The 24490-nt window shown below is 43.0% G+C and carries 23 protein-coding genes and 2 tRNA genes; 11 read left to right on the top strand and 14 right to left on the bottom strand.

Annotation, left to right across the window (positions count from 1 at the left end; genetic code table 11):
• Positions 1-53: 53 nt before the first annotated feature.
• Positions 54-1739, top strand: coding sequence for a tetratricopeptide repeat-containing sulfotransferase family protein (locus GCHA_RS15485; protein WP_039992625.1), 1686 nt, complete (start codon positions 54-56; stop codon positions 1737-1739).
• Positions 1740-1747: 8 nt separating this feature from the next.
• On the opposite strand, the gene GCHA_RS15480 is transcribed toward GCHA_RS15485, so the two are convergent.
• Both GCHA_RS15480 and GCHA_RS15475 read right to left on the bottom strand, forming a co-directional pair.
• On the bottom strand, positions 1748-2746 hold the full coding sequence (locus tag GCHA_RS15480; RefSeq protein ID WP_007989869.1) for a class I SAM-dependent methyltransferase: 999 nt from the start codon (positions 2744-2746) through the stop codon (positions 1748-1750).
• Positions 2746-3063 carry a hypothetical protein gene (locus tag GCHA_RS15475; protein WP_039992623.1) on the bottom strand — a complete coding sequence of 106 codons (318 nt, stop codon included), beginning with the start codon at positions 3061-3063 and terminating at the stop codon, positions 2746-2748. The genes GCHA_RS15480 and GCHA_RS15475 overlap by 1 nt, the downstream gene beginning before the upstream one ends.
• A 595-nt stretch (positions 3064-3658) precedes the next feature.
• Here GCHA_RS15475 and GCHA_RS15470 point away from each other — a divergent pair.
• From GCHA_RS15470 to GCHA_RS15430, 9 genes are all read left to right on the top strand, one after another.
• Positions 3659-4423: a DUF3450 domain-containing protein gene (locus GCHA_RS15470; protein WP_007989867.1), complete on the top strand. Its 765-nt coding sequence runs from the start codon at positions 3659-3661 to the stop codon at positions 4421-4423.
• 5 nt (positions 4424-4428) lie between these two features.
• Positions 4429-5781 (top strand): MotA/TolQ/ExbB proton channel family protein, encoded by a 1353-nt coding sequence (locus GCHA_RS15465; RefSeq protein ID WP_007989865.1) that lies wholly within the window; start codon positions 4429-4431, stop codon positions 5779-5781.
• A gap of 1 nt (position 5782) precedes the next feature.
• A complete protein-coding gene (locus GCHA_RS15460) occupies positions 5783-6307 on the top strand; it encodes a MotA/TolQ/ExbB proton channel family protein (RefSeq protein WP_007989863.1) in 525 nt (174 codons plus the stop codon).
• Positions 6308-6319: 12 nt separating this feature from the next.
• Complete coding sequence (locus tag GCHA_RS15455; RefSeq protein ID WP_007989861.1) at positions 6320-6721, top strand: ExbD/TolR family protein; 402 nt, start codon at positions 6320-6322, stop codon at positions 6719-6721.
• A gap of 1 nt (position 6722) precedes the next feature.
• Entirely contained in the window at positions 6723-7337 is a 615-nt protein-coding gene (locus GCHA_RS15450; RefSeq protein WP_007989859.1) for an energy transducer TonB, read from the top strand.
• Positions 7337-8596, top strand: a complete 1260-nt coding sequence (locus GCHA_RS15445; RefSeq protein WP_007989857.1) for a tetratricopeptide repeat protein — start codon at positions 7337-7339, stop codon at positions 8594-8596. Before GCHA_RS15450 ends, GCHA_RS15445 begins: the two co-directional genes overlap by 1 nt.
• 574 nt (positions 8597-9170) lie before the next feature.
• Complete coding sequence (locus GCHA_RS15440) at positions 9171-9953, top strand: AsmA family protein (RefSeq protein ID WP_007989852.1); 783 nt, start codon at positions 9171-9173, stop codon at positions 9951-9953.
• A gap of 262 nt (positions 9954-10215) precedes the next feature.
• Positions 10216-11724: an Hsp70 family protein gene (locus tag GCHA_RS15435; protein ID WP_007989850.1), complete on the top strand. Its 1509-nt coding sequence runs from the start codon at positions 10216-10218 to the stop codon at positions 11722-11724.
• Positions 11725-11777: 53 nt separating this feature from the next.
• Positions 11778-12284, top strand: a complete 507-nt coding sequence (locus GCHA_RS15430) for a DUF3087 domain-containing protein (RefSeq protein ID WP_007989848.1) — start codon at positions 11778-11780, stop codon at positions 12282-12284.
• A 41-nt stretch (positions 12285-12325) separates the two neighbouring features.
• On the opposite strand, the gene GCHA_RS15425 is transcribed toward GCHA_RS15430, so the two are convergent.
• From GCHA_RS15425 to GCHA_RS15370, 12 genes are all read right to left on the bottom strand, one after another.
• Positions 12326-13078, bottom strand: coding sequence for a sulfite exporter TauE/SafE family protein (locus tag GCHA_RS15425; protein ID WP_007989846.1), 753 nt, complete (start codon positions 13076-13078; stop codon positions 12326-12328).
• 69 nt (positions 13079-13147) lie between these two features.
• Positions 13148-13342 (bottom strand): YwbE family protein, encoded by a 195-nt coding sequence (locus tag GCHA_RS15420; protein ID WP_007989844.1) that lies wholly within the window; start codon positions 13340-13342, stop codon positions 13148-13150.
• 219 nt (positions 13343-13561) lie between these two features.
• Positions 13562-14449, bottom strand: a complete 888-nt coding sequence (locus tag GCHA_RS15415; RefSeq protein WP_007989843.1) for an AraC family transcriptional regulator — start codon at positions 14447-14449, stop codon at positions 13562-13564.
• 170 nt (positions 14450-14619) lie between these two features.
• Positions 14620-15252 carry an endonuclease III gene (gene nth, locus GCHA_RS15410; protein WP_007989841.1) on the bottom strand — a complete coding sequence of 211 codons (633 nt, stop codon included), beginning with the start codon at positions 15250-15252 and terminating at the stop codon, positions 14620-14622.
• 36 nt (positions 15253-15288) lie between these two features.
• Entirely contained in the window at positions 15289-15987 is a 699-nt protein-coding gene (locus GCHA_RS15405) for an electron transport complex subunit E (protein ID WP_007989839.1), read from the bottom strand.
• 6 nt (positions 15988-15993) lie between these two features.
• Complete coding sequence (gene rsxG, locus GCHA_RS15400) at positions 15994-16641, bottom strand: electron transport complex subunit RsxG (RefSeq protein ID WP_007989837.1); 648 nt, start codon at positions 16639-16641, stop codon at positions 15994-15996.
• Positions 16638-17711: an electron transport complex subunit RsxD gene (rsxD, locus tag GCHA_RS15395; protein ID WP_007989836.1), complete on the bottom strand. Its 1074-nt coding sequence runs from the start codon at positions 17709-17711 to the stop codon at positions 16638-16640. Before rsxD ends, rsxG begins: the two co-directional genes overlap by 4 nt.
• A gap of 9 nt (positions 17712-17720) precedes the next feature.
• A complete protein-coding gene (gene rsxC / locus GCHA_RS15390) occupies positions 17721-20282 on the bottom strand; it encodes an electron transport complex subunit RsxC (protein WP_007989834.1) in 2562 nt (853 codons plus the stop codon).
• Positions 20282-20848: an electron transport complex subunit RsxB gene (gene rsxB, locus GCHA_RS15385; protein ID WP_013753257.1), complete on the bottom strand. Its 567-nt coding sequence runs from the start codon at positions 20846-20848 to the stop codon at positions 20282-20284. Before rsxB ends, rsxC begins: the two co-directional genes overlap by 1 nt.
• Positions 20848-21429 carry an electron transport complex subunit RsxA gene (gene rsxA / locus GCHA_RS15380; protein WP_007989830.1) on the bottom strand — a complete coding sequence of 194 codons (582 nt, stop codon included), beginning with the start codon at positions 21427-21429 and terminating at the stop codon, positions 20848-20850. Before rsxA ends, rsxB begins: the two co-directional genes overlap by 1 nt.
• Positions 21430-21831: 402 nt before the next feature.
• Positions 21832-21908, bottom strand: a tRNA-Asn gene (locus GCHA_RS15375).
• A gap of 80 nt (positions 21909-21988) precedes the next feature.
• A tRNA-Asn gene (locus tag GCHA_RS15370) sits at positions 21989-22065 on the bottom strand.
• A 1057-nt stretch (positions 22066-23122) separates the two neighbouring features.
• Here GCHA_RS15370 and GCHA_RS15365 point away from each other — a divergent pair.
• The gene (locus GCHA_RS15365; RefSeq protein WP_007989825.1) at positions 23123-24484 is read left to right on the top strand and encodes an MATE family efflux transporter; all 1362 of its coding nucleotides are present in this window, start codon (positions 23123-23125) and stop codon (positions 24482-24484) included.
• Positions 24485-24490 lie beyond the last annotated feature (6 nt).

Here is a 24490-nt window from a genome sequence, read left to right as displayed (position 1 = left end):
TAGAAACTAAATAGATGTAATATAAAAAGGCACTTAGGTGCCTTTTTTTGTGAGTGAATTCAGTTTACCCCTCGGATGTTTTAGCTGATATGACGAATATTCCAGATTTTATAGTCGAAAAAATTAATCAAGCGTACCAGCTACATGCGCTTGGACAGCATGCTGATGCTATTGAGTTATTGAATATCACCTTAGCGACCACCTCAATTAAGGAGCCTTTGCTCAGAGCGATAGTTCAGCTATATATAGAGTCCAATAGTATCGACTCAGCGATTGCTGGCTTAGAGCAATTAGTGTCAATTGCTTCATCTCCTAATGTGTATGTTAGAAACCTATATTCCCTTTGTTACTCAGATGGGCAAAAAGCTCGGGCGATGAATTATTTGCGCAGGTATGTGTCCGATGAACCAACTGATCCTGATGGGTTATATAATTTAGCCGACGGTTGCAGGCGCGAGCGCCTTTTTGATGAAGCGCTTCAACACTATGGGGCGGCAATTGAATGCAGTTTTTCTGATAAATCTCTCGCTAAGCTCAAGATAGCGGATATACACCAACAGATTGGTAAAGAAGAGCAAGCCATTGGTGTGTTAAACGAGATATTAAATGAACAACCAGCGTATTTACCTGCATTATTCAATTTAGCAAGTCTTTGTGATGAGCTAGCAGACAAGGAGCGTGCACAGGAGTTGTACCTAAAGATTTTAGCAATTCAACCAGATCACGCTCTGGCCATGTCACGACTGGCAAGTATGAATATGAGTACCGTTGAAAGTGAGAGACTAATTCTGACCATTGATTCTGCACTTTCTGCAAATGAATATGCCCCAGAGGAGCTAGGATCTTTGTATTTCGCTTTGGGTAAATTATACGATGATTGTAAAAAGTATGAGAAAGCTGCATATTTTTACACTTTAGGTAATAAGTTACTGGCTGAGAAATCATTACCATATAATCCAATGGAGCAGGAGCAATTGACCCAAGACATCTGTCGCAATTTTGATCGTCAGTGGTTTAACTCTACTTCAAACAACCTTGAAGAGCCGTTTTCACCCATTTTTATTTGTGGCATGTTTCGTTCTGGTTCGACACTTGTGGAGCAAGTCTTAGCTGCACATCCCGATGTTCAGTCGGCAGGTGAAATAGACTTTCTTATAAAAGCTGTTGAAAAGGTTTGTCCCGATTTGCAGAAGCCCATGAACATAAGTGACGACAACCTTCTAAGCATCTCTCAAGAATATAAAAGCAATATCGAACGCCACTTATCTAGCCCCCGATTTTTCACAGATAAAAATCCGCTGAATTTTGCCTTAGTAGCGATAATAAAACGTGTATTTCCTCGAGCTAAATTTATATTTACGCAACGAGATCGTTTAGATAATTGTTTGTCTGTTTACTTTCAGCAATTAGATCACTCTCTTAACTATGCTTCAAGCTTAGCCGACATTAAGCATTATTATGATGAGCAAATGAAGTTGCTAAAACACTGGCAGGGTGTCTTATCCGACCATGACTATTTCGTAGTGAATTACGAGTCGTTAGTGTCTAACTTTGATACTGAGTTGGCTAATTTATTAGAGTTTTTAGGGCTACCATGGAGCGACACCTGTTTAGCGTTTCATCAGCAGAAAAAGCGAGTTAAAACCGCGAGTATCTGGCAAGTCAGGCAACCAATAAATAATAACTCTCTCGCGCGTTGGCAGAACTATAAGCCATATTTAAAAGACTTGAATGATTAATATGCCTACTAAGCGTTAATATTAGCTATTTGAACAAACCATGCAAAGGGTGGGTCATTATCTACTGAAAGTCGTTCGCATATAGTCTGTGTGAAGCCTTTCGCTAGAAATGGGGCCAGCATTTGACAAATCTGTTCTTCATCCATCGCTGCATTTACCATCGAGGACATCCTGTCTTTAAAATTAATGAACTCTAATTTAGTAGACGTAAGCCAATCACTTACATCCTGTTCACTGTGAGACGAAATGTTTTCATACATGAAACCCATATCTTTTAGGATCTGGATAAGTAAACTCTTTACTTCGCTATTTGTGGAGATGATTACTTGCTTATACTGTTCAATAACAGGAGCAAAGTCCGCATCAGCTTTCTGAAATACTTGGGGAGGAAGCTTGCCGTCGACGACAGCATACCCTGCTGTAAAAGCAACTTGCGCTTTTTCAAAAAGGTTAAGAGATAAAATCTTTTCAATCAGTTTTCGCTTTTCATTACAATCTTGATAAATAGCACCATTTTTATAATGGATAACTGACGCGAATCTACCCGAAGACTTTAAAATTCTAGCAAACTCTTTAGCAGAATGTGCTGGGGCATACTCAATGCCGAACTGGCTTACAACTAAGTCAAAGCTATCGTTCTGATAGGGTAAGTTAGCGCAGTTTGCTTGTAATGCAGCTGAGATACTCAAACGTTGCGCGACATTCTTAACTGCACTAAATGATGCGTCAACACAATGGATATCAAGTCTGCCAGTGTTTGCCGCTTTACCTTGGGATACAGCAAGTTCACTGACAGTTCCTTTCCCACATGCAAGATCGATTAATTTAGTGTCGTTATGTGGGGAAATGGTCTGCTTTAAAAAATTAGACCAATGTGTTTGCAAGTAATTATGAAGAGGAGTGCTTTCTTCGAATGCTGCGGTATCATTTGTTTTCTGCCAATGATTTTCCCAAGCAGTTAATCCTACGGTGCCACTATCATTTAAATTACTTTGCGCTTCATTCATCACTGCTGGCTAGTTGCCTGACCTCGACGCTGCATACCTTCAACCATCATTTTAGAATCCCGTGATTGTTGTTCTCTTTGAGCTTTAGTTGTGCAAACTCTTTCAGGAAGTCTCGAACCCGTTACGGTGACGTTTTTACAGATCAATCCTGTACGATCAACCGACTCTTTAGAAGCGCATAACTCCTCGTCACCTTTATTCTCTTTTACACATTGGCTGAATGCTGATTTTTTTTGTGCGACTTCATTACTTGAACATGCAGTTAAAACTACTAAAGAACTGATAACGAGACCAGCTAAGAAAAGTGTGTTGTTCATTTTATAATTCCCTTGTTTAGAAACACTCGTGTTTTTTACAATAACAATATCGAAGTTTGATTGAGATAACAAACGTAAACTTAGTGCTCTATCTGTTGTTTAGTGTTATGAAATGTAACGATAAACTGACATCATATTTTTGTTATTAAAAAGAGGAGGAACTTTTCACAAATTGGGCTGAAATTGACCGTGAGGGGCTAAAATTGAGCTCCAATTTAAAAATGTTAATTTCTAAAAAATTTACTCAGGCTATAAATTATTATGAGTTTTTTTTTAATTTCTATAACTATTGGTGCTGTATCTGTACGAAAATCGCTCATGTTTGGTCGTGCAACCTCTATTTTGTTTAAAAAATGGTTCAAACCCTCAAATCGCTAATTTTTTACTTCTCTTTTTTCACTCAACTTTGTTGCGCTTAATACATGTGCCACCTTGACAATTCGCAGGGTTCCATGTGAATATCTTGAAGTCTTAGTGTTAAATTCCATTAATACTAAGCCCCTATAACTTATAAAGCTTAGAAGCCCCTTGCGACGTTTTTTTACCCGTCGGCGAGGATCCAAAACAAGAAAATTGGTTGGGAATTATGTCCAAAATGAGCAAGAGAAACCTTATTGCTTCTACCGTTATCGGTGCACTAGCACTCGGTAGTAGTGCTGTTGTCTCTGCAGACCCGTTGAATGACCTTCATAAAGAAGAGTCAAAGATTCACGTGGATGCAGCGAAGTCTCAAGAAAAAATTAACAAACTATACGAGCAATCGTTAGACATCTTTTCTGAATATCGCCAAGTTGTTGATGAAACAGAAAACTTAAAAGTTTATAACGACTATCTAGCAACATTGGTTGCAGACCAGCAGCGCGGTATCGATTCTCTTCAACGTCAAATAGACGGTATTGAAGGTGTTAAACGTGGTGTTGTTCCATTGATGTTTCGTATGATCGACAGTCTAGAGCAATTTATCGAACTTGATATTCCTATTAACCTTGAAGAGCGTCGCGCACGTGTTGAGCGTCTTCGCGACATCATGGCTAACTCAAACGTAACTACTTCAGAGCAGTTCCGTCAGGTAATCGAAGCATATCAAATTGAAAATCAGTATGGTCAGAACATTCGTGCTTATCAAGGCAAGCTTGATTTTGAAGGGACTGAAATCACCGTTGATTTCTTTAACCTAGGTCGTACTGTTTTAGCAGCGCTTTCTTTAGATCAGAAAAACGCTTGGGTTTGGGATAACGACGCAAGAGCTTGGCAGAAATTGGGTGATGAATACCTAAGCTCTGTAGTAACGGCTGTTCGTATGGCCAACAAACTCGTGCCAGCTGACCTAATCAAACTACCCATTAAAGCTGCGGAGTAATATCGATGAAAACAATCTATAAATCAGTATTAGCTGCGGCATCGGTAGCTTTATTCGCATCTTCAGTTCATGCGGCTACGTCTCTTGAAGACTTACTGCAAGAAGTTAAGAAGAATCGAGTTTCTGAAGCTCGCATAAACAAAGAGCGTGAAGCTGAGTTCCAATCAGCACGTGCTGACAAACAAGCTCTTCTTAGAAAAGCGCAAGCTGATCTTAAAGCTGAACAAACTCGCGGTGATAACCTTGCCAAGAAATATTCAGACAACGAAGTAGCGCTAGCAGAAAAAGAGCAGGAGCTTAATCAAGCAACTGGTACCCTTGGTGAAATGTTTGGTGTTGTGCGTCAAGCATCTTCTGAAGCATTTGGTCAAATCTCTACTTCTATTGTAAGTGCTGAATTCCCAGGCCGTGGCGAGTTCTTAAAGAGCATGTCTGAAGAGTCTAAAGGTCTTCCTAACATTCAAGAGTTAGAAGATTTGTGGTTCGCACTTCAAACTGAGATGACTGAGTCAGGTCAAGTTTCTCGTTTCCAAACTGAAGTAATCAGCTTGGATGGTGGTTCTACTACTCAAGAAGTTGTACGTGTAGGTACATTTAACTTGATTGGTGAGCAAGGTTACTTGGTTTACGATGATCAAAATGAGATCGTTCAGCCTCTTGGTCGTCAACCTGATGGTTACCTAGTAAGTTCAGCCCAAGAGTTGTTATCAGCTACGTCTGGCCTAGTACCTTTTTATGCTGACCCTTCACGTGGCGGTATCTTAGGTTTGCTTAAAGAAAAAGCAACTATGTCTGAGCGTTATCACGCAGGTGGTGTAGTAGGTTACGTCATTACTGCTATGTTGATTCTTGGTCTTCTTATCGGCCTTTATAAAATTGTTACCTTGACGATTATCAGTGGAAAAATGCGTTCTCAGTTGAACAACACTGGCAATCCTTCAAGCGGCAACCCACTTGGACGTATTCTTCAAGTGTACAAAGATAATAAAGCATCTGATGCTGAAAACCTTGAGCTTAAACTTGACGAAGCGATTCTTAAAGAGCTTCCGAAAATTGAAAGTGGTATTAATATCATCAAGATTTTCGCAGCAATCGCTCCGCTACTTGGTTTGTTAGGTACGGTACTTGGTATGATCGCAACCTTCCAACAAATTACATTGTTCGGTACAGGTGACCCAAGATTGATGGCTGGTAGTATTTCGATGGCGTTGGTAACAACGGCTCAAGGTATTATTGCAGCATTACCATTGATTCTTATGCACAGCATCGTTGCTGGTCGCAGCAAATCAATTGTACATATCCTTGATGAGCAAACTGCAGGCATTATTGCTGCACACGTAGAGTCGGAGAAAGCCTAAGATGTTATACCTGATAGAACTATGGGAGTCTGTCAGGGACTTTATCGCTGCCGGCGGTGACGTTCTATACGTTGTCGCCTTAGCGCTCTTCTTAATGTGGGTTTTGATGATAGAGCGTTATTGGTACTTAACTTCCGTGTTTCCTAAAATGAGAAAAGACATTGTCTCAAAATGGGATGCCCGAGAAGATACTACCTCTTGGTATGCGCATAGAATCCGTGACGCATGGATTTCGCAAGCATCCGATGGACTTAGCGCAAGAATGTTGTTGATAAAAACACTTGTTGCTATGTGCCCATTGATCGGCCTTTTAGGTACGGTTACCGGTATGATCGGCGTTTTCGAAACGATGGCAACACAGGGCACAAGTAACCCGCGCCTTATGGCTGCTGGTATTTCAATGGCTACGATTCCAACGATGGCTGGGATGGTCGCTGCTTTATCTGGCGTATTTTTTAGTTCTCGTCTTGAGGCGAGAGTAAAAATGGCAAAAGAAAAGCTAGTTGACAGTTTGCCCCATCATTAGAGAGAGGAATTTATGGCTCGCAAAGTACGTGTTGAAGAAGAAGATGCTGCGATTGACATGACGCCGATGTTGGACATCGTGTTTATCATGCTGATCTTCTTTATTGTAACGACTGTTTTCGTCAAAGAAGCGGGCATCGAGGTGAATAAGCCTGGTGCATCGCAAGCTATTATGCCGAAGAATGCCAATATCTTTATCGCTATTACTGAAGACGGTGACGTCTGGATGGATAAACGCGAAATCGATGTTGATAGTGTTCGCGCTAACTTAGAACGTTTGATGGCTGAACAGCCTTCTGACGTAGTCATAGTTCAGGCTGACGAAAATGCAGAACATGGTGTGGTGATCGACGTAATGGATCAAATCAAAGCTGCAGGTATAGATCGCATTTCTATCGCTGCTAAGGGGAGCTAATATGGGACGTTTAATTGTTTCTGTACTCCTTGGTGGGGTAATTGCATTTGTATTGTTTGTTGTCATGGCTAAGTTAATTGCTAACTCGTCACGCCCAGCGGACAAAGTACCACCTGCACCGGTTATTGATATAGTTATGTCAACGCCAGATGATACTACTCAAACTAGAACTCGAGTACCGCCTCCGCCTCCGCCGCCACCTCAGCAGCCTCCTAAATTGGAGCCAGTTGAGCCTGACACTGCGGACGCAAATACTGATGGCTTAAGTTTCAATATGCCAGCAGTAGATATAGGTGGCGCTTCAGTTGATATCGGTGGTGTGGGTGCAATGCAACGTGATGGTGACGCTACACCAATCGTTCGAATTGAACCTAAATACCCAGCGCAAGCTGCTCGTGATGGTAAAGAAGGTTGGGTAAAACTTTCATTTACGATCAATGAAGTAGGTGGTGTTGAAGATGTTGACGTCATTGAAGCTGATCCTAAGCGAGTTTTTGACCGTGAAGCTAAACGTGCACTTAGAAAGTGGAAGTATAAGCCGAAGGTTGAAGATGGTAAGCCTATGAAGCAGTTCGGTATGAAAGTTCAATTAGACTTTAAGTTGGATCAATCATAATGAATAAATATTTTAAAACATTGTTGGTTGGCGCAACGTTCGCTGCTTCTACGTTAAGTTCCAGTTTCGTTAGCGCTCAGTCTGCGGCTATCGTTTGTCCAGGTTACAAACGTGGCCCTACTAATATTCCAAGTGAACGAACTGGTAAGAAAGTGCAAAAGGCGTTCGAGGCTTATAATGAAGATTTGGTTGATGAAGCCTTATCTATTTTATATGAAATCGATACTTCTCAAACTTTTGACCGCGCGTTTACAGACCGTTTTATTGGTAACTTACTTGCCACTAAATCGGAAAGTGGCCCTAAGGCGTTGGAATATTTAGGAAAGTCAGTTAATGCTAAGGCACTTAATGACACTGAGCAAGCTGGTACGTTACGTTTAATTGCAGATTTAAATATGCAAGAAAAGCGTTACGAACAAGCGGTTAAGCGTTATCAAGAGTGGATGGACTTTACCTGTAAAGAAGATGCTGATGTGTATCTTCGTATGGGACAAGCTTTATATGAGACGAAACAATATGCAGATATGATTTCGCCTCTTAACAAATCCATTGCTTTGGATGATAAGCCAAACAAAAACGCTTATGCGTTGAAGTTGACGTCTTATTACAGCCGTAAAATGTATAAAGAAACTGTCGAAGTAGCTGAAGAGATGGTGAAAATCTTCCCTGACAACAAGGCTAACTGGACACAACTTGGTTTCTTCTACATGTTGGTTGAAGACTATAAGAAAGGCTTGTCTACGTTTGAAATGGCTTACAATCAAGGTTACTTGACAAAAGCTGCAGAAGTTAAGGCGTTGACTCAGTTGTACGCAACTAATGAAATCCCTTATAAAGCTGCTGTAGTGTTTGAAAAGAACGTTGAAAGTGGTCTTATTAAGCGCGACGATAAAGCACTGACTAATCTAGCTAACTCTTGGCATCAGGCTAAAAATCACCTTAAGGCTGCGAAGTATTACGGTGAAGCGGCTAAGATGAACTCAGATCCTGATCTTTATCGCAAGCAAGGTACGCTTTTACTCACTGCTGAAAAGTATAGTGATGCACTAGCGGCACTGCAGAAGGCGTTAGATGAGGGAGCTGATGATCGCGGTCGTATCCATATGGCTATGATGGAAGCTAACTTTTATACTGGTAAATACAGAAGTGCTTACAAGCATGTGTTAGAAGCCAAAAAGGATAAATCAACCTCACGCAGTGCGAGAAGTTGGGAACCTTATATAAAAGAAAAAGCGAAAAATCGTGGAATTACACTATAGCGTTATTGGTTAGTATAAAGTGTAACTCTCTTAAAAGGCTCCCTCGCGGAGCCTTTTTCATTTTTATTTCAGCTTTAAATTCTAGTTATCCTACCATTGGTATTAACTATTATTGCCTTATTCCAATCTGCATTAATAATACCAATCCGCATTAATCAGTGCCCCCTCAGAATACGTCCAGCGGTTTTTGATTAAGGCGTCGCTATGAAGAATGGTTGTTCCCTTTCGAATAGTGAGAACGCAGAGCAAAAGCTGCTGGGGCATTGCTTTCAGGCGAGTTTTAAAAGGGCTTACACTGCTTTGCATGACTTCGAAAGAGAACTAGTTTTCTTTTAATAAAGAGCTGTCAGTTATGCGCCTTGTTTAAGCCCTTTTAAACTCTCGCTGAGTGCTCACTTATTAACGTGGAACGGTATTATGCGTGTTCCTTGTGTAAACCCTTTTAATCTATCGCTTAGTGATCACATATGAACGCGCAATGCTATTAAACATTTGCCGAATATTTGATAGTTTAGATCTTCTGATACACTGAATGTGGTTTCTCAATAATCAATTGAACACAAAAGAGGATGTTATGAAGAAAGGGTTAGGGATCTTACTTATTTTACTCGTCGTTATTGCAGCTGTAACTTGGTACTTGTTAAGTGGGGCTGGGGACTTTATCCGCGCTCAAATAGAACAGCAAGGAAGCGACTATCTAGACACAAAGGTGTCTGTGGCTAATGTTGAATTGGCCTTAACAGATGGCCGTATGAGCATCAGTGGACTCACAGTACAAAATCCCAAGGGGTTTAGTTCTGATAATGCCGTTAGTGTAAGCAATATCACATTCGATTTAGGTGAGGTGCTGAACGAACCCTATGTAATACAAAATGTCAGTGTAAATGCTCCTGAAATTTTATATGAAGTAGATGCTAGCGGCAGCGGTAACTTATTGGCTTTGAAAAATAACTTAGCAGCTAATTTGCCCAAGTCCGATGACACTCCACCACCTGAATCAACGGATGGTGCCAACCCCTTAGTCATTGTAGACAATGTTACGGTAAGTAATGTACATCTTAAGCTTAATTTTGAACAGCTATCAACGGGCGACTTAAATATAGAGCAAAAAGCATATGAAGTTACTCTACCTACTTTTAATGCGGGCTCAATCGGCAAACCTAACGGATTGCCCGCGGACCAAGTAGGAGCAGCAATAGTCAATAAGATGCTCGATAACGTTACGGCTGCGGCTAAAGCAGAAGCTAAAAAGCGTTTGACTGAAGAAGCTAAGAAAAAGGTCAATGAAGAACTTGAAAAACAAAAAGAGAAACTGCTTGATAAAGCTGGCGACAAGCTGAAAGGTTTATTTAACTAAATTTTATTAGCCGTTAATTAAGTCGGTTTTATTGTTCATAATGTGAGCAGTTTAACCGGCTTTTTTATTATCGGCAGCCTTATTTTCGGGGATCTTTTCTTACGTATCGAAGTCGTTAGTCCTAATTGCGGGGTCACAATGTTGCCAGTTGTTGTCTTTTGCAAATACGTCATTTAAAAGAACTAATGAAGAAAGCTAATTTTTCTATTACACTTCGGCGCTTTGTTTTCGGTTAACTAACAGTGGATAACGAACGGCGGTTATGGCAGCAATTGGAATAGACTACGGTACCTCAAATTCGGAAGTTTCCTATTTTGACGGGCAACAGCACCACTTTATACAGTTGGACCCGAGCATCGATGGGGCACATAAAATTCGCTCTTCAGTATTTATATATTATGAAAATGAATTGCCCACACCGCCGGTGTCAATGATTGAAGCAAAAGTGGCGCAAATAAAGCGCGCCATCAACGACCAAATTGATAAAGCCAAAGAGGGATATTACGAGGCGCCTGATCCCAAAGAGCAACAACGTTACAGCGATCGCATAGGAACGCTACGCGCTGAATTTCACAATTTGCCAGAGTTGCAGCGACGTGCAATCGAAATACTGCTTAAAGATATGACAGTACAAGACTTGCCGTTAAACCAGTTAGTGGAAACCGGCAAATTCGCTTTTGGTGAAGATGGGTTTCGTCGTTACCTGAAAACACCAGACAAGGGCCGGTTGATTTATTCGCCTAAGAATTTCTTAGGGGCAAATTTGATAGCCGGACAACAGCAAGCTTTTATTGGCCTTATCGCCAAACAGCTGGAATTCTTTCGCTTAAGCGCCCAAGAGCAGCTTAACATGACCGTCGATGGTGCAGTAATAGGTCGCCCGGTAAAGTTTCATGGCACACGCGGTCAAGAGGGAAATGAGCAAGCGATAGAGATTATGACCCAAGCTGCCAAGCAAGCAGGCTTCTCTCAAGTCGAGTTTTTAGAGGAGCCAATCGCTGCGGCGTATCAAATTGAGCGTTCATTAGATAAGCAGACGAATGTTTTGGTAGCCGATATTGGCGGCGGCACCACGGATATATGCTGTATTACTCTATCGCCTGATAAGCAAGCTAACCTCGATCGCCAGCAAGATGTACTGTCAGTAACAGGGGCACGCTTAGGGGGGATGGAGTGCGACAAAAATCTTATCATCAAAAGTATTGCACCGACTATGGGACGAGGTTTATTGATGCGCAACGGGTTGCCCGTTCCCCCAACTTATTTTTCAGATATGTGTGCAGTGGATGATATCCCAAAGTTGAATCATTTCTTCTCTGAGGAGTACTGGCTGGATATTGCGCAAACCAAATCAGACGTGAAAGAGTCGGCATTGCTCGCCCGTTTGCTTACGGTGCAGGAAGATAAACTGTCCGCGAGGTTAGTCAATTCAGCACGCTTAGCCAAAGAAATGCTGTCGTCAAAAGACAGTATTACGTTACCTTTGCACTATGTAGAGCCTGATTACGATGTGGATATTGATATTCAAGCCCTCAGAAGCTCTATGCAGCCTTGGTTATCGCGCGTGAAGGCGTTGGTTAAAGAGTGTCTAGAGCACAGCGCAGAGGCACCTGAGATGCTTTTTATTACGGGTGGAATGAGTTTATCGCCTATTGTAAGGAAGGAATTAGGAGAAGTGATGTTGCCGCACTTACCCTTAATGCAGGGTGATGCGTTTAATTCAGTCTGTGAAGGGTTGGCAATACAGGCCGCTAAACTTGAGCAAAAATAAGTGGTAAGTAGCTGCTTGGAGGCTAGAAATCCTGAAATGAAAAGTGAGCTAATATGCAACTAATTAACGTCAATAAAGCGCGTTATCGCAAACACCTAAACCGTGTAATTTGGGTTTGTATCGCAGGCCTTGCCATAGGAAGCTTAGGGATATCTCAAATACTTATTGCGCTGTTTCCAGATGAAAGCGGGCGTCACTTTCATTGGAACTTACTCGGTGTACTCGTAACAAGTGTTACCATCGGCTATTTATTAAATAAATATCGATCGCACGAATTTATGCGAGAAGTAACTTACGTATGGGATCTTAAACAGGCGCTGAATAAAATTAATCGTAAATTGGTAAAATTAAAACAAGCGGCTAGTCAGGGCAATGTTGATGCTATGCTGGCATTACAATACAGCTATGCGGGCTCTCGTCTTTTATGGAAGCTAGATGACAATACTATCGTTATGGAAGAGTTAGCGGTTGAGCAAGCTAAGCTTGATAGCCTTATGGCTCAATATCAAGTCACTCTGGACATAGAAGATTATAACGAGCGAATCTTGAAAAAGTTTTGAACGCCTAATGGCAAATGTAAATTAGCGCTTGGTTGATTACGCTAAATCACCATTATAATCGCCGCTATTCCAGTAGCCGCCAATATCAACCAACGATATTGTTTTTCAGGAATGATACGAACTATTCTGATACCAACAAAAGCACCTAACGCGATTATAGGTAGCAGCGCCACGTTTAAGTAGAACGAATTGAGCGAAATGGTATGCCAAGCGAAGACGTGAAAGGGCACTTTGAACACATTTACTGCGAGAAAGAACCAAGCTCCGGTCCCTATATATTCGTTTTTCGGTAAACGCATGCTGAGTAAATAAAGCGCCATTACGGCAGCAGCCAAATTGCCTATCATACTGGTAAAGCCACCTAGCAACCCCATCAATATAGCAAACCACATGTAATCGGGAATCGCGTCTTTATTAGCGGTTTCCATCCATAACATGATGGCTAAGCTAACAAAAATGATGATCCCCATGACATTGCGAAAGAGCTGATCATCTATGTAGTTGCCTATTAAGGTGGCTAGAATAACGCCCACAGCGGCTGATGGAAATAATTTAACCAAATAGGACCAATTTACATGTCGCCGATAGTAGGTCACGGCAAATAGATCAGCCATAACCAGCAACGGCAGCATTAAGCCTGACGAATCTTTTCCGCCAAATATTATGGCCATAATTGGGATGGTAAATAAGGCTACACCAGCAACACCGGTCTTTGACATGCCGATAAGAAAAGCAGTAAACAGCAACATACCAGCGGTAGAATATGTCAGGGTATAGGAGAATAACTCTATCATGGTCTATCGCAACCTAATCCGTGAAGTATGCTTGATGTATTGAATAAAAAACGTTTATGCAGGAGACGATTAATTATGGACAACTTTGACTCGGCCGACTTGTCCGTCTTCTAATCTTACTTTTATACCATGTGGGTGAGTAGGGGAGTTGGTCAATAGCTTTTCGACAATCCCCTGAGTTAGGGGTCCGCTTCGTTGATGTTCTTTTAATACAACAGAGACTTCAGCCCCTACTTTTACATTTGCGCGTTTCGTGCCGTCCATTACTGGCTCCTTCGGGGAAACTGAGAAAAATTCTCGATTGAGGCGTCATAATTTACATGTACACACATCTTCGATTATGAGATTACCAGAGCGAGATTTGTGTGGGCAACAAGTATAATACCAATCAATGGCCTTCGGCGACTATAAACTCTGCTGCCAGCGTACTATTGAATTATATGGCGCTGCCGCTACGAAAAATGAGGGTCTATGCATTGCCAATCACGCATTGTTTGATTCTTGTGCTTGTATCCATTGCTTTGGTGATTGCCCATACATTCGTCGGAAGTCGCGACTAAACTGAGAGGAACTCACGTAGCCGACTTCCATTGCAGCAACATTAACATTTCTACCCTCGGCAATTTTCATTGCTGCTTTGTTAAGCCGCATAGATTTAACAAACTGGATAGGTGACATATTCGTTGCTTGTTTAAATTTTCGGTGAAATACCGCGCGGCTCATGCCTATCTGGTCAGCTAGGTTTTCGATGGTGACGGGCGCGCTTAAATTGGACGATAAAAATTCAATTGAACGCGCGATATCATTTCCGACACCAAAAGAGCTTCTGACAGAGCCGCCCGCATCGCCCTTTAATATCGCATAGTAGAGCTCTCGCAAACGGCTACGGCCTAGTATGGCTATATCAGTTGGGTTTTCGCTGAGCAATATTAAACGATACAGCGCTTCGGTAAACGCATCATCCCAATTGGCCGTGGATATACCTTGCGGATAAGCTGCATCTTTGGCTTTTTGAATTAGCCCATTAGTACTTTCTAACTCAAAGGCGAGTTCGGTCATAGCTCTGGTATCAAACCTAATGTATACGCCTATAAGTGGATTATCGGTAGATGCCTCAGGAGTGCCAGCTTCTACTGGCATCGACATTGGGCAACAGATGTACGCGCTGCTGTCGTAGAAATGCCTATTACCATCCAAAATGGCTTCCTTGCAGCCACCGACTATTGCGGTGATAGAGGGTTCGTACACTGCAGGAGCACAGCTAACTGGTTCAGTTATGTTAAATAACTGAACGCCAGGGATCCCAGTCTCTACCAACCCACTTTTACTGACTTTATTGTCAATGAGTCGTTTAATTGTTTCTTTATTCATAATGAACGGACTCATTGCTAGGTAATAGTTTGCCAATCAAGTAAATAAATTACTGCAGACTTATTTTGCAAAAACGAGCGTAGGGATTAAAGAGCGCTAAAATAAATCGCAATATCTATGTGGATGAGTCTATAGAAACAAAGCATCTTATTCATCCTATAACGGATTTGTCATTCAGTTTTATCCTTAAACTCACATAAATCTTCTACTATGCAGCTACCACAGCGCGGCTTACGTGCAATGCAGGTGTAGCGGCCGTGTAAAATTAACCAGTGGTGCACGTCAACCTTAAATTCAGCAGGTACGACTTTTAACAGTTTTTCCTCTACTTTTTCGACGGTCTTACCCATGGCAAATTTGGTGCGGTTGCTTACGCGATCAATATGGGTGTCGACTGCTATGGTAGGCCAGCCAAAGGCAGTGTTCAGTACTACGTTTGCCGTTTTACGGCCCACACCAGGTAACGCCTCAAGCGCTGCTCGGTCTTCAGGAACCACACTGTTATGCTTGTCGATAAGCATTTTACAGGTTTTGATCACATTGACCGCTTTGGTATTAAACAGCCCGATGGTCTTGATAAACTCTTTTACGCCATCCACGCCTAAGGCATAAACCGTTTCTGGGGTGTTGGCTACAGGGAACATTTTCGCCATGGCTTTATTCACGCTGACATCTGTTGCCTGCGCGGAAAGCAGCACCGCAATCAGCAGCTCGAAGGGGCTGGTAAAGTTTAATTCCGTTGTAGGGTGGGGGTTAGCGGCACGCCACCGGGTTAACATTTCTATACGCTTTTGTTGGTTCATCGAGAAATAATATCCTGTTTTTACGACTCTGTGTTGCTAGGTCTCGGCTGTAACTCGAGCCCGTTGCACAACTTTTGCTTCTTGCTTGGCTGCAAACATACGTTCGAAGCGTTTATCCAGTACGTTTTTCAGCGCAATGAGTAAGCCCATGCCTAAGAATGCCCCTGGGGGTAAAATAGCCAGTAAGAAAGGAGATTCAGAAGTAAAAACAGTGATTTTTAGACTCGTTGCCCATTCACCTAAGAGTAATTCAGCACCAGCGAATAAGGTGCCATAACCCAGCAGTTCACGCATAGCGCCGAGTAATACCAACACCACAGTAAAGCCTAAGCCCATCATGAAACCGTCAAATGCGGCATAACTGAGCGGATTTTTTGAAGCGTAAGCCTCAGCCCGACCGATAATCGCACAGTTGGTCACAATCAGGGGAATAAAAATGCCTAGGGCCTGATATAACTCAAAGGTGTAGGCGTTCATCAAAAGCTGCACTATGGTCACAAACGCTGCAATAATCATGACAAAAATTGGAATGCGGATTTCATTCGGTACCCAGTTTCGAATAATCGATACGGTTGCGTTTGAGCCAATTAACACCAAAGTGGTCGCTAAACCTAAGCCTAACCCGTTGGTTATGGTCGCAGTCACGGCCAATAGTGGACATAAGCCAAGCAATTGAACCAAGGCTGGGTTGTTTTTCCATAGCCCTTGCCAGCTCAGCTGTTTGAATTCATTCATCTTGTCTTACCCTTGTATGCTTGATTGAAGACGACATTCATTACTAGCGGAGAAAATGGCGTCTTTATTCGCTTGATAATACACAACGGTATTTTTTACCGCATTCACCACTGCGCGAGGGGTAATAGTGGCTCCGGTAAATTGATCAAACTGGCCGCCATCTTTTCTAACTGCCCAGTTAGATGCGTTTGCCTCAGTCAATTGCTGACCGTTAAAACCCAGTACCCAGTCACTAATGCGTAGATCTATTTTATCGCCTAACCCCGGTGTCTCTTTGTGTTCTATGACTCTAACCCCAGATACTGTTGCATCTTTTGTCACCCCGACCACTAATTCGATGCGGCCGCTGTAGCCGTTTGGTGCGGTAGTTTCAATTACCGCCGCCACAGGTTCACCTGCTAGCGTTGCACGATAAATATGTTGAGGGGTCGCAGTACCAAGATACGCTTGGGATGTGACCAACACACAATCTTGCGCCATGTTATTGTCGTAACTATTACGAGAGACAAGCTCGTCAAGGATTGCCAATAAGGTTTGCTGTCGTTGCTGCTCGATTTGTTCTTGGGTACCAAAGTAGGTAAATGCGATAAGCCCACTGGTTATAACGGCAAATAATCCTAAAATGAGTCCATTTTTGGCAATGGTCTGCTTCATTTGGACTCTCCTTGGCTACGCTTTTTGTGGCCATAAGTGCGGGGACGGGTGTAATAATCGATAAGCGGAACAGCCATATTCATGATCAGAACAGAGAACGCGATGGCATCTGGGTACCCACCCCAAGTTCGGATGACATAGACCCAAAAGCCAATTGCAGCGCCGAAAATAATACGGCCTTTATTTGTGGTTGAGGCGGAAACTGGATCTGTCGCGATGAAGAAAGCGCCAAGGATCAAACTACCATTAAAAATATGGAAAACAGGAGACGCGAAACGGTCGGGATCAACCAAAAACATAACACCGGCACAAATTGCCATGGCGGCTAACATACCGCCAGGTATATGCCAGTTAATGATTTTAGCCTTGATAAGGTACAGCCCGCCTAACAAGTAACCAAAACTTATCCACCACCAACCAATACCTAAGTTGCCATCGAAAATCGCTGACTGAAGCCCTTCTTCATAGGTTAACCCTTGAGCCAGACCCGTTTTAATCGCATCCAATGGTGTTGCCATGGTGTGACCGTCGGCTGCACTTTGTAATTGGGCTAAGCTGAAACCGTCTGCACTGAAGCCGGTAAACACCGCATAAATAGCATCAATGATACCAGGCTGTTGCATCGTCAGGCTTTGCGCTGGTAGCCATTGAGTCATTTGAACAGGAAAAGACACCAGCAACATCACATAGGCGGCCATGGCAGGGTTAAACACATTGAAACCCAAACCACCATAAAGCTGTTTGACCATGGCTATGGCAAAAAAGGTGCCTATCACGACTACCCACCAAGGGGCAAAAGGGGGAATACTGATTGCCAATAATATGGCAGTTAAAATGGCACTGTAATCTTTAATAGCGCGTTCGAAATTACGCTTGCGCATTTCTAGAATGGTTGCCTCGGTGATCACCGCAGTTATAACTGCAAGAGTTATCTGTACTAAAACTCCGAAACCGAAAAACCATAATTGCAGTAAAATTCCAGGTATTAGGGCATAAATCACCATACGCATAATCTGTCCGGTATTACGCCGTACGTGCTGATGAGGTGAACTGGCAAGTTTATAATTCATGAGTCGCTTTTATTCTTCTGATGATTTCATTTGAGCCGCTTTTTTTGCTTTCGCTTTGGCCACGGCAGCAGCGATACGACGCTTTTTCTCGTCTAATGCTTGCTCTGCATCAGATGGCGCCGCTGCTTGACTGGCGGCCGAGGCTTTAACGACGTTTGAACGTTGTTTAGCGCTAGGCGCTTCGACCTCGGGCGTTTCCGGCGTCACGTTTTTGTTAGTGTCTTCGCCGGCTTCAGGTAAACCTTCTTTCGCTAGTTTCTTAGCTTTTGCTTTGGCGACAGCCGCGGCAATTCGCGCTTTTTTCTGTGCAGCTGGATCAAGCTCCTGAGTTGCATCTGCCTCTTTTGCGGCAGATGGGGGCTGTACAGAAGCTTGAGTCTCAGCGTTTTGCGCTGTGGTATCTTCTGAGCTAGCTCTTTGCGCTTTTTTCGCTTTTGCTTTGGCAATAGCTGCCGCTACGCGTTGGTCTTTCGTTTTTACTTCAGTATTGCCGACGCCCGTTTGCGTATTTTCTGGCTCTAGCTCTGTTGAGCGAGAGGCTGATGAAACAACATCAGTGCTCTGGTCTGATCCAATTGGCTTTTCACTTTCTTCTGTAGAAGTGGCGCTGAAAGAGCCCTCTGATGACGACTTCTCGCCGTCTTGAGTTGTTTGCGCCTTTAATGCTTTTTTGGCTTTAGCTCTAGCGATAGCAGCGGCCACGCGCTCGTCTTTTGATTGGCCGGCAATTTCGTTTGCTTTTACTACCGGCTGTTCTGATATCGGCGTTTGGGTTTCACCTTCATGGCTGTCGTCTTTTACTGGGGCAGCCTCATTGCGATTAGCTTGCTGGGCTTTTTTGGCTTTCGCTCTGGCTATCGCTGCAGCTACGCGATCATCTTTTGATGTTCCGGATGATTGCGTCGCACCTTCTGAATGGGCAGCCGTCTGTTGCGTAGCGGTTTGCGTTTGGTTGTCTTGCGACTCTGGGCGCTCTGTGGTTTCTTGGGCTGCTTGGCTTTGCTGTGCTTTTTTGGCTTTTGCTCGGGCAAGCGCTGCGGCTATTTTATCTTGGGCGTCGTTGCCCTTATTTTGCATCGCGGCTTTACGCGCTTCGGCTGCTTTGCGATGTTTCTCGTCTCGGGCTTCTTGCTCACGCACAAGTCGAGCAGCACGACTTTCGAAGCGCTCTCTGGCTTTATCTGATTTCTGCTTTTCTTCTTGCTCAACGCGAATTTCGGCTTTTGCCACGCGGTAATAATGCACTAGCGGAATTTCACTAGGGCAAACATACGCGCAGGCACCACATTCAATGCAGTCGAACAAATTATAATCCTGGGCTTTATCTAGCTCTTTCGCTTTACTATGCCAAAACAACTGCTGTGGCAACAACGACGCTGGGCAGGCATCAGCACATGCGCTGCAACGTATACAGGGTTGCTCTGCTTCAGGTTCTGCTATTTCATTCGATGTAGGTAGCAATAAACAGTTCGTTATTTTAACCACAGGCACTTCATCACTTGCTAAGGTAAACCCCATCATGGGCCCGCCCATAATAATGTGCTTCTGTTTTTGTTTGTGGGCTACGTATTGCGCTGATTCGAGTAAATGGGCAACGGGTGTACCGATTAACGCCCACACATTTTTAGGTTTTTCTACCGCTTGCCCTGTTATGGTTACTACGCGCTGGATCAAGGGCTTGCCGGAAAATACAGCGTCAGCAATGGCATAACAGGTGCCTACGTTATGCATTATTACTCCAACATCGATAGGTAACCCCTGTTTAGGGACCTCTCGATTAGTGATAACTTGTATCAGTTGCTTTTCACCACCGGCTGGATACTTAGTCGCAATAGGAATGACCTTGTATTGCTCACTTTGCTGACAAGCAACGCGCATGGCTTCTATGGCCTCAGGTTTGTTGTCTTCAATGGCAATGTAAACTTGCTTAGGGGCCAGCAAATGGCTGAGTACATCAATCCCTTGGCGTATTTGCCAAGCGTGTTCACGCATTAAACGATCATCTGAGGTGATATAGGGCTCACACTCAACACCGTTAATAATAATAAACTCAACGTCTTTTTTAGGGGATGCTTTTATATGAGTAGGGAACCCTGCGCCGCCCATACCTGAAATACCCGCGTCACAAATCGCTTCAAGCACCGAAATTTTTGGCTTAGATTGGTAATCTTGTAGTGGTTGAAGTGTTGTCCATTTGTCTAGGTTATCAGGCTCAATGATTAGCGTTTGTTCAGGCAATGCGGAAGGATGCGCTGATATATGTGGCCCGATACTGGTGACTGTGCCAGATGTTGGCGCGTGTACTGGCACTGAAAACGGGTTAGCACTGTGTGTCAGGGGCTGGCCTTTTAATACGTAATCACCCTGTGAAACGAGCAATTGACCTTCAACGCCAATATGTTGTTTCAGGGGAATAAACAAACGTTGGGGCAAGTCTATATTTTCTATGGGCGTTTGATTGGACAATTCCTTTTGCTGGGCAGGGAAAACCCCGCCCGGGAAATCCCAAAGCTTATCGCGCTCTACGCGGGTGATAATTTCATCGTAAGAGGGAGTTAATACGCGATTCATTAGCTTACCTGCTTAACGGGAATACTATCGATGTTCCAACGCCAAGAAGATGGCGTTGTCTGTGTCGGGATCATATCAATGCAATCAACAGGGCAGGGATCTACACATAAGTCACAGCCTGTGCATTCGTCACTAATGACAGTATGCATTTGCTTTGCAGCCCCTAAAATGGCGTCAACTGGACACGCCTGAATACACTTAGTACAACCTATGCATTCATCTTCACGAATATAGGCCACTTTCTTGATATCTTCTGTTCCGTGAGCGGCATCCAAAGAAGTCGCTTCTACACCCATTAGATCAGCAAGTTTTTTAATAGTGGCGTCACCACCAGGAGGGCACTTATTAATATCATCACCCTCTGCAATGGCTTGGGCATAAGGCTTACACCCTGGGTACCCGCATTGGCCGCATTGGGTTTGTGGCAATAGCTCATCGATCTGCTCAACCAATGGATCGCCTTCTACTTTAAAGCGAACCGAGGCAAAACCAAGGATAGCGCCAAACACCAAGGCAAGCAGCCCCAGTGCAATCAGTGCGGTTAAGATTGCCCACATTAAACTCATTAAAATTTCACCAATCCAGTGAAGCCTAAAAAGGCTAATGACATTAAACCTGCTGTGATCATGCTGATAGATGCGCCTTTAAAAGGGGCGGGGACGTCAGCAACGGCCAAGCGTTCGCGCATAGCGGCAAATAAGATAAGGACTAAGGAAAAGCCAACAGCGGCGCCGAAGCCATAAATAACAGATTCAATAAAATTATGATCATGGTTTATGTTTAACAACGCCACCCCGAGGACAGCGCAGTTGGTCGTTATCAAAGGTAAAAAGATGCCTAATAGACGATATAAGGTAGGGCTTGTTTTGTGAACGACCATTTCAGTGAATTGAACCACCACGGCAATAACCAGAATAAAGCTCAGCGTTCGCAAATATTCAATGCCCAAGGGCAATAATATGTAATGTTCAACTAAGTAACTGGAAAGGGAGGCGAGAGTGAGTACAAATGTGGTGGCCATTGACATGCCAATGGCGGTTTCAAGCTTCCCTGAGACCCCCATAAAAGGGCACAAACCAAGGAATTGTACCAAAACAAAGTTATTAACCAGTACTGTGCCGATTAACAATAATAAAAATTCAGTCATGTTGATTGCAACCTAGAAGCAATAGCAAAATAATGAAACCTGTTCAATGTCGTGCGTAACCTAGCCATACCAGCATTGAGATTTGCATGATGTTAGTACTGTACCAGCTGATGTGTAACTAAGCAGATTATCGGTAAAGCGAAATTACCGCTATCCTAGTGTCGTCTTGGCAAATTACACCTTTAACCGCTCTAAAACCAATTACTCCCATTGATGCATATAGATAAAAAAAACGGCTAACTGTCAGCACGTTCGATGCATGCTGATAAAGTTAAATACGTCATCAAGAAAGTGTGCGCTATTATCCAAGTATTCATAGTGATTAACAACTTGATATGCAAAAAGTTTTGAGAGGTATTTAAGGATAAAACAAATAAGAATATAACAGATAATGAGCCTGATTGGCTCCCCCTCCCCGATTCGAACGGGGGACCTGCGGATTAACAGTCCGTCGCTCTAACCAACTGAGCTAAGGGGGAATCATATATCAAACTTATAAGCCCTGAGGCATATAATGCGTTACAGAGCCAAATATGCATAAGCGTTTGCTTTGCAACGTTGGCTCCCCCTCCCCGATTCGAACGGGGGACCTGCGGATTAACAGTCCGTCGCTCTAACCAACTGAGCTAAGGGGGAATCGTATAACGCTTATTGAAACACACTTTATAAGATATTTTATCTTGTAGAGCGTTGCCTTGGTGGCCGTTTCAACGGGGGCGAATATTAATGAGCATCCCGTCTGCTGTCAACACCGATTACAACTATTTTTAAGCTTTTTGTAGGTTTATTTCTGAATTGATTTTTATTCGTACAATCTGTTGTGGGAATTGTTCAAGAGTTGAACATTTGGGGCAAATTAATGAGAAGACATAGAAAGGAACAAATCGTTTTAGTGGATACTCGAGTACTCAATGCGAAATTGGTAAAAGCAGGATACTGAGTTCTTTTTTAAGATTAATAAAGCGCAATATCGCTGTGACAGGAAAAACGCAAGATCCGATTTTTATATAACTAATGGTTATTTAAATTAGTTTGATAACTGTATGTATAATCAGTGCTTAATAAAACTGTAACCTAATGTATGACCACTTCAGGTTAGTGATGACTTACCAAGTGATCGGACAATTCTCATTCAAGTTCACGGATTTGTTGAGTCGGGGATAGTTATCCACTATATCTGTGGATAACTATGTGTATGAATTAACTTTGCTAGCCGCCAGCCTAGTGGATTCGTTGTCAATACGATTTTTTAAAAACTTCTGATTTTTTGTATTTTGTTAATTAAATCATTGTCTTACGCAATATGTTTGGCTTTTTTGACTTAGCTTGGGTGATTTTTGCCCAGTGATTTTTTGCTTGTGTGTTGTTTCTGATTTCAAGCATTATTTTATAAAAATAGTGCTTGAAATTACGGAATTTATACCAACTGTTTTTGTCGGAAAAGTAACTGTTTAGTGATCATTTCATCTACAAACTGCGTTGTCGACACGGCTAATCGATCATTTTTTGTCACTTTTAGCATACAGTTGTAGGCCGCTAATTTATCGACGCTAACGTAAAGTGTCATAAATTCAACATATTGCCATTTTAGGCCTCCGCGCGTTGTATGCACTCATTTTGATACAGCTTTTCGTTAGTTTTATATTCAGGGTTAGCTTAGTATGGCTGGCTTGTTAATGAAGGAACCTCTAGAGTGAGTCAAAAATCTGCGTCTTCAGGGCGCCGCGATCTGTTAAATAGTCCCATTGGTAACACCTTAAAAAGTATGACGCTTCCTATGTTAGTTGGCATGGTAATGATGATGTCTTTTGGTTTGGTGGATACCTACTTTATTGGTCTATTGGGAACAGATGAGTTAGCAGCCATTAGTTTCACCTTTCCCGTAACCTTTACCTTGATTAGTCTGCACATCGGGTTAGGCATAGGTACGTCTGCGGTAATTGGACGCTTTCTCGGAAATAATAGCCACAGCGAAGCGCAGCTATCAGGCACAGGTGCATTGATGTTGGCTTTTGTGCTGGCTGCTGTGCTTGCATTCGTTGGGGTTATAACCATCGACCCTATCTTTACCTTACTGGGTGCCAATGAGCGTCTGCTTAGTTATATTCATGAGTATATGGTGGTGTGGTACGCAGCAGGCGTATTTTTAGCAATGCCAATGGTGGGTAACAGTATTCTACGTGCGTCAGGAGATACCAAAACTCCCAGTTATGTAATGGCCGGTGGCGGACTCATTAATGTGATCTTAGATCCTATTCTGATTTTTGGTTGGGGGCCGATCCCAGCAATGGGCATGCAGGGAGCAGCGCTTGCCACATTGATTGCTTGGGCTTTGGGGCTCTTGTACATTCTCTATTTGTTAGCCTATAAGCGTGAGCTCATTTTACCGCGCTTGTTAAGTATGAGTGAGTTAAAGCGTTCTAGCGGCGGGATCTTAAAAATAGGCTTACCGGCGGCTGGAGCAAACATGTTAACGCCGATTGCCGGGGGGATCCTCACTGCGGTTGTGGCAGGCTATGGACCTGGCGCAGTTGCCGCTTGGGGAGTTGGGGGGCGTTTAGAGTCAATCGCCAGTATTGTCATTTTAGCTTTGTCTATGTCGTTACCTCCTTTTATTAGTCAAAATTTTGGGGCGAATAATTTATCTAGAGTCTCGAAAGCCTATCAGCTGTGCGTACGGTTTGTGGTGATATGGCAATTATTGGTCTTTGGGGCGTTTTATGTTTTATCAGGTGTGCTAGCCAGAACATTTTCAACAGAGCCTGAAGTCATCGGACTTATTCAAACGTATTTAATGATCGTTCCCTTAGGCTATGGTGTACAAGGTATTGTTATTTTGACGAACTCGTCTTTTAATGCGATGCATTTACCCATGTCGGCTCTGCTGATGAGTGTTTTACGCTTGTTTGTTTTCTTTGTGCCCATATCTTATTTAGGCAGTTATCTTTTTGACCTTAAAGGCATGTTTTGGGCTGGAATAGTGGCAAACATGCTAACTGCAGCGGTTGCTTACATTTGGTTTTGTCGTTCATTGTCTAAGCGCATGGCGACGTAAGGTTAT

It is taken from the genome of Paraglaciecola chathamensis S18K6 (assembly GCA_000314955.1).
In the GTDB taxonomy this organism is placed as follows: domain Bacteria; phylum Pseudomonadota; class Gammaproteobacteria; order Enterobacterales; family Alteromonadaceae; genus Paraglaciecola; species Paraglaciecola chathamensis.
Note: the sequence above shows the minus strand (reverse complement) of the source record. Positions and strands in the feature narration are given on the sequence as shown.